Annotated in this window: 10 protein-coding genes; 6 read left to right on the top strand and 4 right to left on the bottom strand. The window is 69.9% G+C overall.

Going from position 1 to position 17,045, the window contains the following annotated elements; translation table 11 throughout:
* Positions 1-109 precede the first annotated feature (109 nt).
* The 3 genes from Q9G87_RS22390 to nucS form a co-directional block, all read right to left on the bottom strand.
* Positions 110-664, bottom strand: coding sequence for a TetR/AcrR family transcriptional regulator (locus Q9G87_RS22390; RefSeq protein ID WP_305918370.1), 555 nt, complete (start codon positions 662-664; stop codon positions 110-112).
* 145 nt (positions 665-809) lie between these two features.
* Positions 810-2,282, bottom strand: coding sequence for an aldehyde dehydrogenase family protein (locus Q9G87_RS22385; protein ID WP_305918369.1), 1,473 nt, complete (start codon positions 2,280-2,282; stop codon positions 810-812).
* Positions 2,283-2,459: 177 nt separating this feature from the next.
* Positions 2,460-3,122 (bottom strand): endonuclease NucS, encoded by a 663-nt coding sequence (gene nucS, locus Q9G87_RS22380; protein WP_305918368.1) that lies wholly within the window; start codon positions 3,120-3,122, stop codon positions 2,460-2,462.
* Positions 3,123-3,190: 68 nt separating this feature from the next.
* On the opposite strand from nucS, the gene Q9G87_RS22375 reads away from it, so the two are divergent.
* The 6 genes from Q9G87_RS22375 (at position 3,191) to Q9G87_RS22350 (ending at position 15,718) form a co-directional block, all read left to right on the top strand.
* The gene (locus Q9G87_RS22375; RefSeq protein ID WP_305918367.1) at positions 3,191-3,481 is read left to right on the top strand and encodes an ATP/GTP-binding protein; all 291 of its coding nucleotides are present in this window, start codon (positions 3,191-3,193) and stop codon (positions 3,479-3,481) included.
* Between the two features lie 16 nt (positions 3,482-3,497).
* Complete coding sequence (locus Q9G87_RS22370; protein WP_305918366.1) at positions 3,498-4,202, top strand: alpha/beta hydrolase; 705 nt, start codon at positions 3,498-3,500, stop codon at positions 4,200-4,202.
* Between the two features lie 171 nt (positions 4,203-4,373).
* Positions 4,374-7,628 (top strand): LamG-like jellyroll fold domain-containing protein, encoded by a 3,255-nt coding sequence (locus Q9G87_RS22365; RefSeq protein ID WP_305918365.1) that lies wholly within the window; start codon positions 4,374-4,376, stop codon positions 7,626-7,628.
* A gap of 73 nt (positions 7,629-7,701) precedes the next feature.
* A complete protein-coding gene (locus Q9G87_RS22360; RefSeq protein ID WP_305918364.1) occupies positions 7,702-13,965 on the top strand; it encodes an RHS repeat domain-containing protein in 6,264 nt (2,087 codons plus the stop codon).
* 113 nt (positions 13,966-14,078) lie between these two features.
* Positions 14,079-14,837: an SDR family NAD(P)-dependent oxidoreductase gene (locus Q9G87_RS22355; protein WP_305918363.1), complete on the top strand. Its 759-nt coding sequence runs from the start codon at positions 14,079-14,081 to the stop codon at positions 14,835-14,837.
* Positions 14,838-14,929: 92 nt separating this feature from the next.
* The gene (locus Q9G87_RS22350; RefSeq protein ID WP_305918362.1) at positions 14,930-15,718 is read left to right on the top strand and encodes an alpha/beta fold hydrolase; all 789 of its coding nucleotides are present in this window, start codon (positions 14,930-14,932) and stop codon (positions 15,716-15,718) included.
* A gap of 20 nt (positions 15,719-15,738) precedes the next feature.
* Here the strand turns inward: Q9G87_RS22350 and Q9G87_RS22345 are convergent, their stop codons facing one another.
* Positions 15,739-16,926, bottom strand: a complete 1,188-nt coding sequence (locus Q9G87_RS22345; RefSeq protein WP_305918361.1) for an AI-2E family transporter — start codon at positions 16,924-16,926, stop codon at positions 15,739-15,741.
* Positions 16,927-17,045: the final 119 nt, after the last annotated feature.

The following is a 17,045-nucleotide window of genomic DNA, read 5'->3' as shown; positions in this document are numbered from 1 at the left end:
TTAGACAAAATGTAGATTACGGGTGGTACGCATCTGTGAGCTATGACACTGAAAACAACATCGAAAGCGGATTTATCCGCTGCGTGTATGACACATAACGCCCGGCGCATCAACCGGCTGTGTCGGGGGTGCTCAAGCTCCGGATGAAGATGTGCACGGCCGTGTCCACGAGTTCGTCGACGGGGGGCTGGTCGTCGGTGAGCAGCCATTCGATGAGCAACTCTTGTAACGCGCCAACGACGCCGAGCGCGACGAGCCGCCGATTCAGCGGCTCGGCCGAGGGGAAATCGGCCGAGGCCTCCTGCACGAGCCGGGCGAAACCCTCTATGGCCCGCTGGCGCGACGTCGTCAGGATGTCTCCTGACCTGCGTACCTCCACGTGCATGATGAGGGCCCGGCGCCGGTCGGCCGCGATGAACTCGATATAGGCGCGAATCCCCGCCGTGACCCTTCCGTCGAGCGTGTCCGGCGCTTCCTGCACCGCTTTGGTCACGACGGCCAGGCTTTCCTCCACGCACCGCTCGTGGACCGCCTGAAGCAACTCCTCCTGGCTGCCGAAACATTCGTAGAAGGCGCGGTTGGAGATCCGCGCCTCCGCACACAGCCTTTCGATGGTCGTCGCCGCGAAACCCGGCTTCGCGTATAGCGTGTAGGCGGCCGTCATCAGCCGCTCCCGTCTGTCCGCCAGCCTTTGCTCAGCCGACATTCCCCGGTAAGACCGGTTCACTATCCACCCGTCCAACATGATCGTGGCCCCCAGAGCACACAATTATGGACGGATCGATCCGTTTTGGGAAAGGGTAAGAAGATTATCTTTTACGTCGGCCGTGCAAGAACGTGACGAGCCTGATCAGCCGGTCAAGCTCGGCGGGCCCTCTCGCGAACGATGTCAGGTTCATTCCGGGCATCGCGAACCGCTGCCGGGAGATCGCTTTGGGCCTGGCGAACTCGCGCAGACCGTCGGCTCCATGAATCCGCCCGAACCCCGAATCGCCCACGCCGCCGAACGGCAGGGCCGGGACACCGGCGAAGGAGATGACCGAGTTGATGGCCGTCATCCCGCTGCGCATCATGCGGGCCAGCTCCATGGCCCGGCGCGCGTTCTTCGAGAAGACCGTCCCACCCAGGCCGTAGGCGGAGGCGTTGGCCAGCTGGAGCGCCTCGTGGGCGTCGCGGGTGCGGCGGACGGTGATCGTCGGCCCGAACGTCTCCTCGCGGACCGCGGGGGAGTCCTCGGGCACGTCCTCGACGATCACCGGGTCCACGTACGGCGCACGCACGGAGGCGGGGCCACCCGCGATGACCTTGCCCGACTTGGCGGCGTCGTCGATGTGCCGCTTGATGATGTCCACCTGGCCCGGCATCGTGATCGGCCCGTAGTCCTCGCCGGCCCGCACCTTGGCCACTCGGCCGGACAACTCGCGCATGAAACTTTCATAGACCGCGTCCACCACGTAAACACGTTCCACGCCCACGCACGTCTGCCCGGCGTTGGACATCGCGCCCCACAGGCAGGCGTCCGCGGCCCTTGCCACGTCGGCGTCGGCGTCCACGATGAACGCGTCCTTGCCGCCGCACTCGGCCACGATCGGGGTGAGGTTCTCGGCGCAGGCCGCCATGACCCGCTTGGCCGTGGCGGTGGAGCCGGTGAACGCCACTTTCCGCACCCGCGGATCGCCCGCCAGCGCCGCGCCCGTCTCACCCAGCCCGGTGACGGCCTGGAACACCGGGTGCTCGGGCACCGACTCGGCGAACAACTCCGCCAGCCGCACGCCCACGCCGGGGGTCAGCTCGCTCGGCTTGAAAACGACCGCGTTGCCCGCCGCGAGCGCGTACGCGATGGAGCCCATGGGGGTGAAGACAGGGTAGTTCCACGGGCCGATCACGGCGACCACGCCCAGCGGCAGGTATTCGAGCGTGGCGGCCAGGTTGAGCCCGATCATCCCGGTGCCGACCCTGCGGCGGCCGAGCACCTTCCGCGCGTTGCGGGCCGCCCAGTCGATATGAGTGATCGCCAGCACGATCTCCAGCGTGGCGTCGCCCACCGGCTTGCCGGTCTCCTGGTGCACCAGCGTGGCGAGCTCTCTCAGATGCTGGGTAACCACGGCCTTGTAGTCGAGCAGACGGCGTCGGCGCTCCTCATGCCCCAGCCCGGCCCACCAAGCCGCCGCCTCATCGGCCCGTCCGACGGCCTCGTGAACGGCGTCGGACCCCTGGTTGGGGTGGCTGCCGACGACCGCGCCGGTCGCCGGATCGAATGAGTCGAACGTGAGCGTGCCCATGGCGCCACGATAGACGGGTAAGCCCATGCTTACTAGTTCCGGGTCAAGGTGAACCCCGCACCCGGTGACCATGGGCTCGCGTAACGGCGAGTCACCACTGAAGGGTCAGAGGCCGTTCCCCTGGAGGGCCCTCAGCCAAAGTACGGCGTTTGGCGGACCACGTCACCGCGTAAAAAATCAAAAGAGGGTTGGGTTTTCGGGTTCGATGCCGCGGAGGGTGTCGTAGTCGAGCGTGACGCAGTCGATGCCGCGATCGACAGCGAGCACCTTCGCCTGGGGTTTGATCTCCTGGGCGGCGAAGATGCCGCGGACGGGGGCGAGCAGCGGGTCCCGGTTGAGAAGCTCGAGATATCGGGTGAGCTGCTCCACACCGTCGATCTCCCCGCGCCGCTTGATCTCCACCGCCACGGTCGCACCCAGCGCGTCGCGGCAGAGGATGTCCACCGGCCCGATCGCCGTCATGTACTCCCGCCGGATCAGCGAATATCCCTCGCCCAGCGTCGTGATGTGCTCGGCGAGCAGCTCCTGCAGGTGCGCCTCCACGCCGTCCTTGATCAGCCCCGGGTCGACGCCCAGCTCGTGGCTGGAGTCGTGGAGGATCTCGGCCATGGTCAGGACCAGCTTCTCGCCGGTCTTGCCGTGGGTGACCGTCCAGGTGCCGCCGTCCTCCTTGAGCTTGCACGGCGGGTTCATCCAGTTGAGCGGCTTGAAGGCGCGGTCGTCGGCGTGAATGCTCACGCTGCCGTCCGCCTTGATCAGAACGAGCCTCGGCGCCATCGGCAAGTGCGCCGTGAGCCGTCCAACATAATCCACGCTGCATCGCGCAATGACCAGCCGCATGACGACCCACCTTAGCGGCTCTGGAAAACTGGACGCATGGCGTTCGAACGGTCTGCATACGGCACAGGATGAGCCCTCGACGGGCCCGCCGCAGGGAGTCCTCCCGCCCTTTCGGCTTCCCGACCGGCCTGGACAAGGTGGAGGAATGGCCGGACGGCGAGTGGAAGGTCCGCATGCTCAACGGCGCCTCCTCGACCAAGGACTACCGCTGTCCCGGCTGTGACCAGGAGATCCGCCGCGGTCAGCCGCACCTCGTGGCCTGGCCCGCCTGGGCGGGAGGCGACGAGGATCGCCGCCACTGGCATCAGGCATGCTGGCGCAAGAGACTGGACCGCGGCCCCGGCCGCAGTCGCTATTGAAAGGGACCCCCAAGAGGTGGAAATTCGTGCGGCGAGCGTGCTGCCGGCCAGGCGTGAGCCGATCGAGTTGCACACGGGTGACGGCCTGACCCTGGTCGGCGAGCTGGCCCTGCCGGAGGACCGGCCGCCCGTGGCGACGCTGGTGACCCTGCACCCGCTGCCCACTCACGGCGGCTTCATGGACAGCCACGTCTACAAGAAGGCCGCCAACCGCCTGCCGGCGCTCGCCGACCTCGCCGTGTTGCGCTTCAACACCCGGGGCACCTCGTCGGAGCGCGGCACCTCGGAGGGCACGTTCGACGGTGGTGAGGGGGAGCGGTTCGACGTCGCGGCGGCGCTGGAATACGCCGAATACCACGACCTGCCGCACGTCTGGGTGGTCGGCTGGTCGTTCGGGACCGAGCTGACGCTCAAGTGGGCCCACGACCCGCTGGTCGAGGGCGCGATCCTGCTGTCGCCGCCGCTGCACAGGGCCACAGACGACGATCTGGACGCGTGGGCGCGGTTCGGGCGGCCGCTGACGGCACTGGTTCCGGAGTTCGACGACTACCTGCGACCTGAAGAGGCCCGCAGGCGGTTCGCGCGGGTGCCGCAGGCCGAGGTCGTCGGGGTGGACGGGGCCAAGCACCTGTGGGTCGGGGAGCCGTACGTGCGGATCGCGCTGAACGAGATCGTCAAGCGCGTCAATCCGGCGGCGTGGCCGCTCCCGACGGCGGTCTGACGGATATTTCCGCCTAAATCGGGGCGTTGAAGGATTTTTTGAGCAGAATGCGCAAAACTCTGGACCGCTGCCGTGACCGGAGTGACAATCCGATCGTCAACCGAAGATCGTGGAAACGCCGGGCGGTCCTCCGTCCCGCGCGTAACCCCAGCTCACCATGGGCGAGGACAGATGCGGGTTGTGCGTGTTCTGAGTGCGGCGGCGTTGGCGTTCCCGATCGTGATGATCCCCTTAGCACCGGTCGCCGCCGCGGACACGCCGCCGGCCACTGTCGTCTCGCCGGAGCGGGACGCCGCGGCTCTGGCCCGGCGGGACAACCGGCCCGTCGAGGTGGCGGCGCTGACGAGCGAGATCCGCCAGGTCTTCGCCAGGCCCGACGGCACCTACACCCTGGAGCAGCACGTCCGCCCGGTACGCGTCCGCCAGAACGGCCGGTGGACCCCTGTCGACACCACGCTCCGTCGGCGCCCGGACGGGGCGGTGGAGCCGGTCGCCGCGGCCGTTGGGCTGAGGTTCTCCGGCGGCGGCGACGCCAGGCTCGCCCGGCTGTCGCGCGGCGCCAAGGCCTTGGAGATCGGCTGGCCGGGCACGCTGCCCGTGCCGACGCTCAACGGCGACACCGCCACCTACCCCGAGGTGATGCCGGGCGTGGACCTCCAGGTCACCGCGGACGTGGACGGCTTCTCCCACGTCCTGGTGGTCAAGTCGCGGGCCGCCGCGGCGAGCCTGACCGAGCTGACGTTCCCGCTCTCCTCCCACGGCCTGTCGGTGAAGTCGGACAAGGCGGGCAACCTTGAGGCCGTGGACGCGAAGAGCGGCACGATCTTCGTCGCGCCCACCCCCAAGATGTGGGACTCCGAGGGCATCACGAGCCCGCAGGCGCTCAAGGAGGGCCGCTCCCCGGAGGCTCGCGAGGCCGCGATGGGCGTGGAGGTCTCAGGCCGGCACCTGAGGCTCAAGCCGGATCAGAGGATGCTGGCGGACCCGAAGACGAAGTTCCCCGTCTATCTGGACCCGTACTTCTCGGCCGCCCGCGGCTCGTGGACGGCGGTCTGGAGCAACTGGCCCAACTCCAACTACCTCAACTCCAGCGACGTCGCCCGCGTCGGCCACATCAGCTCCACCCAGACGAATCGCTCGTTCTTCCAGATGGCCACCGGCTCTACCATCCACGGCAAGCAGATCATCAAGGCCACACTGCGCACGTACGAGACTTGGTCGTACTCGTGCAGTGCCCGCAAGGTGGAGGCCTGGGGGACCGGCGCGATCAGCAAGAGCACTACCTGGAACAACCCGCCGGCCAAGTCCAGGTTGCTCTCCACGGTGAACGTGGCCAAAGGCTGGGGCTCGGCCTGCCTGCCCGGCGGCGTGGAGTTCGACGTCACGTCGTGGATCGCCGACGCCGCCGCCAAGAAGTGGCCCACCGCGACCATCGGTCTCTATGCCACCAGCGAGACCGACGTCTACGCCTGGAAGAAGTTCAGGAACAACCCGAGCCTGGTCATCGAGTACAACTCCATCCCCACCGCTCCCCTCGCCGCCGACGCGTGGTCCGACCCGGGCGGCGCGTGCGGCTCGGGCGACACGCGGCCGATCATCAGCACCACCACGCCGAAGCTCTGGGCCAGGCTGAAGGACGCCGACAACTCGGTCAAGGGCCACTTCGAGTGGTGGTCGGCCGCAGGGGTGAAGCTGGGCGAGTACGTCACGGCTCTGGGATCGAGCGGCACCGCGTTCTCCGCGACCGTCCCGCAGGGCGCGTACGCCGACGGCGCGTTGATCCGCTGGCGGGTGCGCGCGCAGGACGGCAAGGCCGACAGTGCGTGGGGCCCGTGGTGCGAGGCCACCGTGGACGCCACCGCGCCCGGCAAGGAGCCGCAGGTCACCTCGTCCCAGTACGCCGAGAACACCTGGAGTGACGGCGTGGGCCTGGCGGGCGCGTTCACGTTCGCGCCCAACGGCGTCACCGACGTGGCGGCCTACGTCTACGGGCTCGACACCACGCCCGCCACGCAGGTGGCACCCGGCCCTGACGGCACCGCCACGATCCAGCTCACGCCCCGCCACGACGGCCCCAACGTCCTGTCGGTGCGCAGCAAGGACCGCGCGGGGCAGCTCGGCCCGATCCGCACGTACGTGTTCAACGTCAACGCGGGCACGGCTCCGAGCGGCCACTGGGCCCTGGACGAGGGCGGGGGCACAGTGGCCGGCGACGCCGCGAACGCCAATCCCGCCACGCTGTACGGCGCCACGTGGACGACCGGCAAGACCGGTGCGGGACTCAAGCTGGCCAACGCCTATGCCCAGACCGCCGGTCCCGTCGCCGACACCGCGCGCAACGTCACGGTCACCGCCTGGGCCCGCCTGACCGCCACCACCGGCTCGGCCACGGTCGTCACCCAGGAAGGCGGCAGGGCCGGGGCGTTCGCGCTGCAGTACTCCAAGGCCGACGACCGCTGGGCCCTGACCCGTCCCACCGCCGACGCGGACGGTGCCGCGACCGTGCGCGCCCTGTCGGCCGCCGCGCCGCGGCTGAACGAGTGGACCCACCTCACCGGCGTCTACGACGCGGCGGCCGGCCAGATCTCGCTCTACGTCAACGGCCGCCTGGAGTCCACGGTGGCCTTCACCCAGCCGTGGAACGCCACCGGCCCGCTCACGATCGGCCGTGGCAAGGTCAACGGAGCCGCGGCCGAGTTCTGGCCGGGCGACGTCGACGACGTGCGGATCTACGGCCGGGCCATGTTCGCCGACGAGGTCGCCGACCTGGTCAACAGCGCCGCCACGCTGGTCGGCCACTGGAAGCTGGATGAGGAGTCCGGCTACTCGGCCGCCGACTCCTCCGGCCGGGCCACGCCGGCCGCCCTGGTGGGCGGCGCCTCGTGGACGGCCGGCTGGCTGGACGGCGCACTCGCGCTCGACGGCGTCAACGGCGCCGCCGAGGCGGCCAAGCCCGCCGTGTCCACCGGGACCGGGTTCACCGTCGCCCTGTGGACCCAGCTCGACTACCTGCCTTCCGGTGACGCCGCCGCGGTCGCCCAGACGGGCACGAGGGCCGCCGGGTTCCAGCTGGGCTACGACAGCGCGCAGGGGCGGTGGGTGTTCGGGATGGCGGCCGACGACACCGACGCGGCGGCCCTCGTGCGGACCCGCTCGGACGCCATCCCGAACCCGCTGGAGTGGACCCACGTGGCCGGCGTGTACGACCCACTGGCCGGCCAACTCCGCATCTACGTCAACGGCCGCCTGTCCACCACGACCGTGACCAGCCACGTCAGCAAATGGAGCGCCACTGGCCCGCTGCACGTGGGCCGTACCAAGTCCGCGGGCCTGCTCACCGGCTACTGGCCGGGCGCCGTCGATGACGTCCGCACCTACGACGGCGTGCTGAGCGCCGAGCAGATCGCCCAACTAGCAGCCCAGTAATCGGGCCCGGTAATCGGGCCCCGTAACAGCAGCCCAGTAGTTCCCGACCAGCACCCCCGACTGGGAGAGGTTCATGGACCTGCCGAGTGAGTTAGAGCTGCCCGAATCCCGTTGGAACCGACCTCATCAACCCGACGAACCCGACCTTCCCGACTCCTCCTGGAACCGATTCCGGGAAGCCAAGCCCGAATCCCCCTGGCCGCGCCGGCTGGCGGCCGTCCTCTCGATCGTCCTGGTGGTGCCCCTGGCGTACGCGATGCCCGCCTCGGCCGCCTCCCGCCCGGCCCCCTCGACGCAGAAGGAAGCCCCCGTCAAGGGCACGAAGGTGCCGGTCCTGCCGCCGATCGCCGATCCCGTGCAGAAACAGGCGTGGAAGGCGCCACCAGGCATCACCTGGCCCAGGCAGCAGAAGGCGGAGCTGGGCGGCGCCTCCGCCACCACTCTGGCGGACGGCTTCCCCGTCCGGCTGGCCCCGCAGAAGGGCGAGGCCAAGGCCGCGGCCGACCCGGTGAGCGTGGAGCTGCTCGACACCGACCGGCTCGGCCTGGCGATGCGCGTGTCGCCTGGCCAGGGCGTCGCGGCGGCCAAGGCGGCGGCGAAGACCCGCCTGGAGATCGACTACTCCGGCTTCCGCTACGCCTACGGCGGCGACTACGGCGCCCGCCTCCGGATGGTCAAGCTGGCGGAGTGCGGGGTCAAGGCCGCCACCGCCACCGCGGACTGCCCGCAGCCGGAGCCGGTGAAGAGCGAGAACAACCCCAAGAACGGCACGCTGACCGCCGAGGTCGAGACCGGTGCCGTCTACGCCCTGACGGCCGCCGCCTCCGGCCCCTCCGGCGACCACTCGGCCACCTCACTGGCCCCCTCCGCCGACTGGAGCGTCGGCACCCAGAGCGGCGACTTCACCTGGGGCTACGACCTGCGTACGCCACCCGCGCTGGGCGGTGACGAGCCGGAGCTCTCCCTCGGCTACTCCTCCCAGAGCGTGGACGGCCGCACCGTCTCCACCAACAACCAGGCGTCCTGGGCCGGTGAGGGCTTCGAGCTCAACCCCAGCGGCTACATCGAGCGCCGCTACAAGTCCTGCATGATCGACGGCAAGAAGACCGGCGACCTGTGTTGGGACCAGGACAACGCCACCCTGTCGCTCGGCAACTCGGCCATCGAGCTGATCAAGGACGCCACGACCAAGCAGTGGCGTCCGAAACGCGATGATGGCACCAGGATCGAATACCTCACCGGTGCCACGAACGGCGACAACAACGGCGAATACTGGCGCGTCACCACCGCCGACGGCACCCAGTACACCTTCGGTCTGAACCGCCTGCCCGGCTGGGCGAGCGGCAAGCCGGAGACCAAGTCGGTCCAGACGGCGCCGGTGTTCGGCAACAACAGCGGCGAGCCCTGCTACTCCAGCACCCCGGCCAACGCGTGGTGCCAGCAGGCCTACCGGTGGAACCTCGACTACTCCGTCGACACCCACGGCAATGCCACTACCTACTGGTACGAGCGCGAGACCAACTACTACGGCCGCAACATGAAGCCCGAGCTGGGCACCTCGTACGTACGCGGCGCCTACCTCACCCGTATCGACTACGGCTACCTGCAGAACGAGCTGTTCACCAAGGCCCCGGCGGCCCGCGTGGTGTTCGAGGTGGCCGAGCGCTGCCTGCCCAGCGGCACCATCACCTGCGCCCCCGACCAGCTCAAGAAGGAGACCGCGAGCCACTGGCCGGACGTGCCGTTCGACCAGATCTGCAACGCCGGCACGACCTGCACCGACCGGCTGGCGCCGACGTTCTTCACGCGCAAGCGGCTGACCAAGGTCACCACGCAGATCAACAACGGCTCCGGCGTGTACAACCCGGTGGACTCCTGGACGCTGACCCACCAGTTCCCCGCGACGGGCGATGGCCTCAGCCCCTCGCTGTGGCTGGCCTCGGTCCAGCAGACCGGCCACGTGGGCGGCACGATCACGCTGCCCAAGGTCACGTTCGCAGGCGTCCAGTTGCCCAACCGGGTGGACGCCAATGAGGGCCGCGCCCCGCTGGTCAAGTGGCGCGTCCAGGCCGTCAACAACGAGTCCGGCGGTGAGCTGCGCGTGAACTACGCCCCCGCCGACTGCAAGCCGGGCGACGTGCCGACGGCCGACAAGAACAACCGGCTGTGCTTCCCGCAGCGCTGGTCGCCGCCGGCCGAGCCGGAGGTCACCGACTGGTTCCACAAGTACGTGGTCGCGCAGACCATCGAGGTGGACCGCGTCGCGGGCTCGCCCGGCGTGGTCACCAGCTACGAATACCTGGACGGCGCCGCCTGGCACTACGCCGAGAACATCCTCGTCAAGCCCGAGCACCGCACGTGGTCGGACTTCCGGGGCTTCGGCCGGGTGCGGGTCCGCGAGGGCGACGGGCAGGACACCAAGCGCACGCTCACCGAGTTCCGCTACTTCCGCGGCATGCACGGCGACAAGCAGGCCGACGGCTCCAAGCGCACCGCGCAGGTGGCCGACTCCGAGGGCGGCACGGTGGACGACCTCGACCAGTACTCCGGGCTCGAGCGCGAGGAGATCACCTACGACGGGGACGGCGGCGCCATCCTGACCGCGACCGTCGAGCAGCCGTGGTCGCTGAAGACCGCCGAGTCCACGCAAGGGGGCGTGACCAAGGTCGCGCACCTGGTCGAGCCGAAGTCCATGGTGACCCGGACCGCGATGGCCGGTGGCACGTGGCGGCGTACCGGCGAGGAACGCGCGTACGACGCCAAGGGCCTGCTCACCCAGGTCGAGGAGAAGGGCGACCTGGCCACTGCCGACGACGACCAGTGCGTCCGCTACACCTACGCCCGCAACGACGCCAGCTGGATGCTCGACTACACCAGCCGCATCCAGAAGGTGTCAGCGAGCTGCGGCACCGCCGTGTCCACGCTGGCCGCCGGCGAGGTGATCTCCGACGAGAAGGTCGGGTACGACGGCCAGGCGTTCGGCCAGGCCCCGAGCAAGGGCGACGTGACCTCGGTCCAGCAGCTCGTCTCCGGGGACGGCGCGACGATCACCGACAGCACCCACACCTATGACGCCTATGGCCGCGAGACCAGCGAGACCGACGCGGTCGGCACCAAGTCCACCACCACCTACACCCCCGCCGCGGGGGCGCCGCCGACCGAGATCACGCAGACCAACCAGCTCGGCCACATCGAGCGCACCCTGGTCAACCCGGCCTGGGGCGAGCCGGTCGCCGAGGTTGACGCGAACAACCGCCGCATCGACCTGGAGTACGACGCGCTCGGCCGCCTGACCAAGGTCTGGCAGCCGGACCGCAGCAAGGCCGCCAACCAGTCGCCCAGCACCGAGTATTCCTACGTGATCCGCACCGACGGCCCCAGCGTCGTCACCACCAAGACGCTGAACGCCGACGGTACCTACTCCGCCAGCCACGAGCTGTACGACGGCCTGATGCGCGAGCGCCAGACCCAGGAGCCCGCGCCCAGGGACGACCAGACGCAGGACCCGGCGCTGCGCGACGGGCGCACGATCACCGACACCTTCCACAACTCGCAGGGCCAGCAGAGCAAGGCCAACACCGGCTACTTCGCCACCGGCGTCCCGTCCACCGACCTGCTCGCGGTCGCCGACGCCGCCGTGCCCACCCAGGTCGTGTCGGCCTTCGACGGCACCGGGGACGTCAACGCCCAGATCCTCAAGGCGAAGGGCGTGGAGAAGTACCGGGTCAGCACGGTGCAGGAAGGCGACCGGATCCACGTGACGCCGCCGCCCGGCGGCACCGCCACCACCCGCATCGGGGACGCCGAGGACCGGCTCATCGAGCTGCGCCAGTACAAGGGCGCCACCCCGACCGGCGAGTACGAGTCCACCAAGTACACCTACGACCACGCCGGACGGCTGTCCACGGTGACCGACCACGCCGGCAACGTGTGGCGCCACCACTACGACCTGCGCGGGCGGCAGATCAAGGCGGAGGACCCCGACAAGGGCGTCACCACCATGACCTACAACGACGCGGACGAGCTGGTCAGCACCACCGACGCCCGCGGCAGGACCCTGTGGTACGTCTACGACGAGCTGGGCCGCAAGAAGGAGCTGCGTGACGGCTCCGCGACCGGGCCGCTGCTGGCCGAGTGGACGTACGACGGGCTGGCCAAGGGCCACATGAACGCCAGCATCCGCTATGTGGGCGGGCAGGCGTACAAGGCCGAGATCAACGCCATCGACTCCCACTACCGCACGCTGCGCCAGACGGTCACCATCCCCGAGCGGGAGGGCAAGCTGGCCGGCTCGTACATCCTCAACACCCGTTACACGCTCGACGACCAGGTCCAGTCGGTCAGCTTCCCGGCGGGCGGCGGCCTGGCCGAGGAGTCGGTCGTCTACACCTACGACGAGCAGAGCCAGCCGACCAAGGTCACCGGCCTGTCGTCGTACGTGACCGCGACCCGCTACTCCAAGCTCGGCGAGACCCTGCAGTACGAGCTGGGCACCGGCGGCAGGAAGACCTGGCTCACCTACACCCACGACGAGACCACCCGCAGGCTGACCAGCATGCGGCTGGACCGGGAGGCCGCCGCCGCGACCGACCTCGACCTCGCCTACACCTACGACGCCGTCGGCAACATCACCAAGATCGCTGACCGGGCGAGCGGCCAGGACACGCAGTGCTTCACCTACGACCACCTGCGCCGCCTGACCTCGGCCTGGACCGCAACCGACGACTGCGCGAGCGGCAGCCCGCAGTCGGACAAGATCGGCGGCGTGGCCCCGTACGCGGTCGGCTACGCCTACGACTCCACCGGCAACCGGATCAAGGAGACCAGGCACGCCTGGGGCGGCGCGGGCCAGACCGTGCGCGACTACACCTACCCCGCGCCGGGCGCCAAGCAGCCGCACGCGCTGCAGAGCGTCGGGTCGGACCTGTTCGCGTACGACGCGGCAGGCAACACCACCAGGCGCAAGATCGGCACCTCGGACCAGAGCCTGGTCTGGGACGCCGAGGGCAACCTGGAGTCGGTGACGGAGGCGGGCAAGACGACGTCGTTCGTCTACAGCGCGGACGGCGACCGGCTGATCCGTAAGACGCCGGCCGATGCCACGCTCTACATCGACGACATGGAGCTGCGCTTCGACTTCGCCAAGGACGCCGTCGAGCAGACCCGCTACTACACCATCAACGACCAGGCCATCGCGGTACGCACGCCGGACAACCAGGTGTACTTCCTGGCCGGCGACCACCAGGGCACGGCCCAGGCGGCGGTGAACGCCGGGACCGGCGAGCTGGCCGTACGCAGGCTGACCCCCTTCGGTGAGAACCGGGGCTCGCCACCGGCGTTCTGGCCCGGGCAGCGCGCGTTCGTCGGAGGCACGCAGGACCCGACGACCGGGCTCGTCCACCTGGGCGCCCGCGAGTACGACCCCAAGCACGGGCGATTCCTGTCGGTCGACCCCGTGATCGAGGAGTCGGAGCCGCAGCAGCTCAACGCCTATGCCTACGCCAACAACAGCCCCGTCACCATGACCGACCCCGACGGGCAGCTGTTCTGGTTCGCCGCCGCCATCGCGGCCAGGATCGCGGCCCAGATCATCGCCAGGAGACTGGCGATGGCCGCCGCCAGGCGGGCGGCCATCGCGGCGGCCCGGGCGGCGGCCAGGCGGGCCGCGATCGCGGCGGCCCGGCGGCGCGCTGCCGCCGAGGCCAGGAGGCGGGCGGCGGAGGCGGCCAGGAAGCGGGCCGCGGAAGCGGCGCGTAAGCGGGCCGCCGCGGCGGCCAGGAGGCGCCTCCAGGCGGAGGCCAGGAGAAAGGCGGCGGAAAGGGCCAGGAAGGCGGCCACGGCCAGAGCCCAGCGGCGGGCCGCGGCGGCGGCGAGAAGAGAGGCGAGGAGGAAGGCCGCCGACGCGCGGGCGGCCAGGCGGGCCGCGCAGGCGGCGAGGGCGCGCAACAGGCGGGCCGGCCGGATCCCCAGCGGGATCCAGCGGGCGCGGCAGCGTCCGGCGCAGCGGCCGACCAGCCACCGGGCCACCCAGCGGCAGACCCCGCCCAGGGACAGCAGGCAGCCGATGCAGCCACGGCCTGGGCAGGTCTACCGCAACGACGGCACCATTCAGCCGACTCAGTCCTACACGGTCTACCGGGACGGCCGGATGTACCCGGACGGTCCGCCGCCGCGGATGCGGCCCGGTGGCTCCGGCCAGGGTGAGAAGCAGATCTTCCGGCCGGAGAAGATCGAACCGGAGAACACGCGGACAGGCACGATCGCCGAGACGGGTGCCGGCGTCACCCGCTGGTTCGACAAGAGCGGTCTGGACGACTTCTTCGGCTTCTTCTTCTGAGCACGTGCCGGTGCGGGGGCGTGGGGGGCCCTCGCACCGGCACTGCCCTATCCCCGCGCTCGCATGGTTAGAATATTGTTCGGTTCTGGCCGGGATACTAAGGAGGCGGCGGCGTGGGCGCGTTCGATCTGAGTGGGAAGCAGGCCCTTGTCACCGGGGCGTCGAAGGGGATCGGGCGGGCCATCGCACTCGCCTACGCCGAGGCGGGCGCCGACGTCGCGCTCGTGTCCCGGTCCGCCGAGAGCCTCGCCGAGGTCGGCAAGGAGATCGAGGCGCTGGGCCGGCGGGCCGTCGTCATCCCCGCCGACCTCACCGACCGCGACGCCGCCGCCGGCGCCGTGGCGGCTGCCGTCGACGCGCTCGGCCGCCTCGACATCCTGGTCAACAACGCCGGCGGCTCGAACTTCATGGTCGAGTTCAAGGACCTGCGGTTGTCCGGCTGGGACAAGCTCATGCGGCTCAACCTGGACTCCGCCATGGTCGTCTGCCACGCGGCCGCACCGCACCTGCTGGAGCGGGGCGGCGCGTCGGTCATCAACGTGGCGTCGGTGGCCGCGCTCGGCGCGCCCTTCCTCGCCCCCTACGCCGCCGCCAAAGCGGGGCTGGTGGCGCTCACCAAGACGCTCGCCGTGGAATGGGCGCAGGCCGGCGTACGGGTGAACGCCCTGTGCCCCGGCTGGACGGCCACGGAGCTCAACCGCAACCTCTGGGAAGACGAGGCGGCCAGTGCGGCCACGGTCGGCTCCGTGCCGATGCGGCGCTGGGGGACCGTGGAGGAGATGGCCCAGCCGGCGGTCTTCCTGGCCAGTGCGGCGTCGGCGTACATGACGGGCCAGATCCTGTTCATCGACGGCGGCGCCACCGCCATCTGACCGCTCCCCCGCTAAAGCGGTCCGCGTTATGGGGGTATATCGGCATATGACATTGAGTGCTCGCGGCCGCGAACCCGGCTACCGTGTGATCCGTGCAGCTCTACACGAGATCGGCCGGGACCGGACTCCCGCTTGTGCTGCTTCACGCGTTCCCGCTGTCGTCGGCGATGTGGCTGGCCCAGCGGGAAGGGCTGGCCAAGGTCTGCCGGGTCATCACCCCTGACCTGCGCGGTTTCGGCGGGTCGCGGCTGGGTGAGGACGAGCCGTCGCTCGACCTCATGGCCGACGACGTCGCCAGGCTGCTGGACGAGGAGGGCATCGACAGGGCGGTGGTCGGCGGGCTGTCCATGGGCGGCTACGTGACCATGGCGTTCTGCCGACGGCACCCCGACCGGCTGCTCGGCGCCATCCTGGCCGACACCAAGGCGAGCCCCGACCCGGCTCCGGCGAGGGACAACAGGGAGCGCATCGCACAGGCCGTGCTGTCCGACGGGAACGACGTGCTGGTCAGCGACGTGCTGCCGACGCTCATCGGGCCCACGACCAAGGAGCGGCGCGCCATGGTGTTCGGGCGCGTCAAAGGGCTGGTGCAGTCCGCGCCGCCGGGCGCCGTCGCCTGGGCGCAGCGGGCCATGGCGGCGCGGCCCGACTCGTTCGACACGCTGGGCGCGCTCAAGGTCCCCCTGCTGATCCTCGTGGGTGAGGAGGACGAGCTGTCGCCGCCCGCCGACGCCGAGGCGATGGCGCGGGCCGTGCCCGGCAACGGCCGGCTGGAGGTCATCCCCAAGGCAGGTCATCTGAGCGCGGTCGAGCAGCCGGAGGCGTTCAACGCGGCGGTGACCGAATTCCTCAGGACGGAGCTGGGCGGCGTACGGCCGTGAGTCACAGGCCTGAGGAGCGCTCAGGCCTGTGACTGGCGTGGAATGACGACTTCGCGGATGATCAGCGCGATCGCCGCGGCCACCGGGATGGCCAGCAACGCGCCGACGATTCCCAGCAGCGCGCCGCCGAACAACGCGGCGATCACCGTCACGGCCGGCGTCACGTCCACCGAGCGTTTCATCACCCTGGGGTAGATGAGGTAGTTCTCGACCTGCTGGTAGACCACGAAGAAGATCGCACAGGCGATGCCTGCGGGCAGCGACTGCAGCAGTGCCACGGCGGTCACGAGCACCGCGCCGATCGTGGCCCCCACCAGTGGAATCAGGTCCGTCAGCGCGACGACCAGGGCGAGCGCGAGCGCGTACTTGACCCCGGCGATGGACAGGAAGATCCACGTGAGCACGCCCGCGATGACCGAGATCAGCACGTTGCCGGCGACGTAGCCGCCGATGCCGGTGAGGATCTGCTCGCTGATCGCGCGGGTGCGTACCCGGCGCGAGGACGGCACCAGCTTGAGCAGGTAGTCCTTGATCGTGTGCAGCGAGCCGAGGAAGTAGAGCATGAGGACCAGCAACGTCACGGTCGTGAACACGCTGTCCAGCACCACCAGCCCCGCGCCCATGATCCCGCTGGCCAGCGACGGCCCCAGCGTGCCCGTGACGAACGTCGTGAGCTGCGAGATGATCTTGTATTCGGCGTCGAGCTGCCGCAGCGTCGGATGGTTCTGCAGCTCGTTGAGGTATCCGGGCACCGCCGCGACGAATTCCGTCAGCTCCTGGCTCACCGGCGGCACCACGGCCAGCCCGAACAGCGCGAACGCCACGATGACGCCGGCGAACACGATCGAGATCGCGCCCCGCCTGGCCAGGCCCTTGCGCTGCAGCGCCTCCACGGCCGGGTTGAGGCCGACGGCCAGGAACATCGCCACCACGACGAGGATGATCGTGCTCAGCGAGTTGACGACCATCTGGCCGATCGCGATCGCCGTCAGCACCCCGAGCCCGCCGACCAGCCCGAACAGGAACGGGCCGCGCGCCAGCGGCTTGCCGGGGATCCCGTACGGCTGCGCGGTCAGGTCCTCCTGACCCTCCGAGGTCTCCTTGGGGAGGCTCTCCGTCTCGGGCGCCCGCTCGACCTCAGGCGCGTCCCGCTCGACGTCGGGCGCGTCCCGCTCGGCAGCGGCCGTGGACTCGGCTTCCGTGGACAACAGGACTCCCCAGAACGTCGGCGACAAAGCATGACGGGTACGGACCCGACATCAAAGACAAAGAGAGAGCCTAGCGACCATCGAATCGCCAGGCTCTTCTCCCGCCGTCACTCAGCCCC

Origin of the sequence: Nonomuraea turcica (genome assembly GCF_030718205.1) — a bacterium.
Taxonomy (GTDB): Bacteria; Actinomycetota; Actinomycetes; order Streptosporangiales; family Streptosporangiaceae; genus Nonomuraea.
This window is presented reverse-complemented; position numbering and strand designations above follow the sequence as displayed.

What these genes read in the sequence shown, in the direction of transcription:
- Q9G87_RS22390 (WP_305918370.1), bottom strand. Translation starts at nt 664, where the DNA reads ATGACGGCCGCCTACACGCTATACGCGAAGCCGGGTTTCGCGGCGACG.
- Q9G87_RS22385 (WP_305918369.1), bottom strand. Translation starts at nt 2,282, where the DNA reads ATGGGCACGCTCACGTTCGACTCATTCGATCCGGCGACCGGCGCGGTC.
- nucS (WP_305918368.1), bottom strand. Translation starts at nt 3,122, where the DNA reads ATGCGGCTGGTCATTGCGCGATGCAGCGTGGATTATGTTGGACGGCTC.
- Q9G87_RS22375 (WP_305918367.1), top strand. Translation starts at nt 3,191, where the DNA reads ATGAGCCCTCGACGGGCCCGCCGCAGGGAGTCCTCCCGCCCTTTCGGC.
- Q9G87_RS22365 (WP_305918365.1), top strand. Translation starts at nt 4,374, where the DNA reads ATGCGGGTTGTGCGTGTTCTGAGTGCGGCGGCGTTGGCGTTCCCGATC.
- Q9G87_RS22360 (WP_305918364.1), top strand. Translation starts at nt 7,702, where the DNA reads ATGGACCTGCCGAGTGAGTTAGAGCTGCCCGAATCCCGTTGGAACCGA.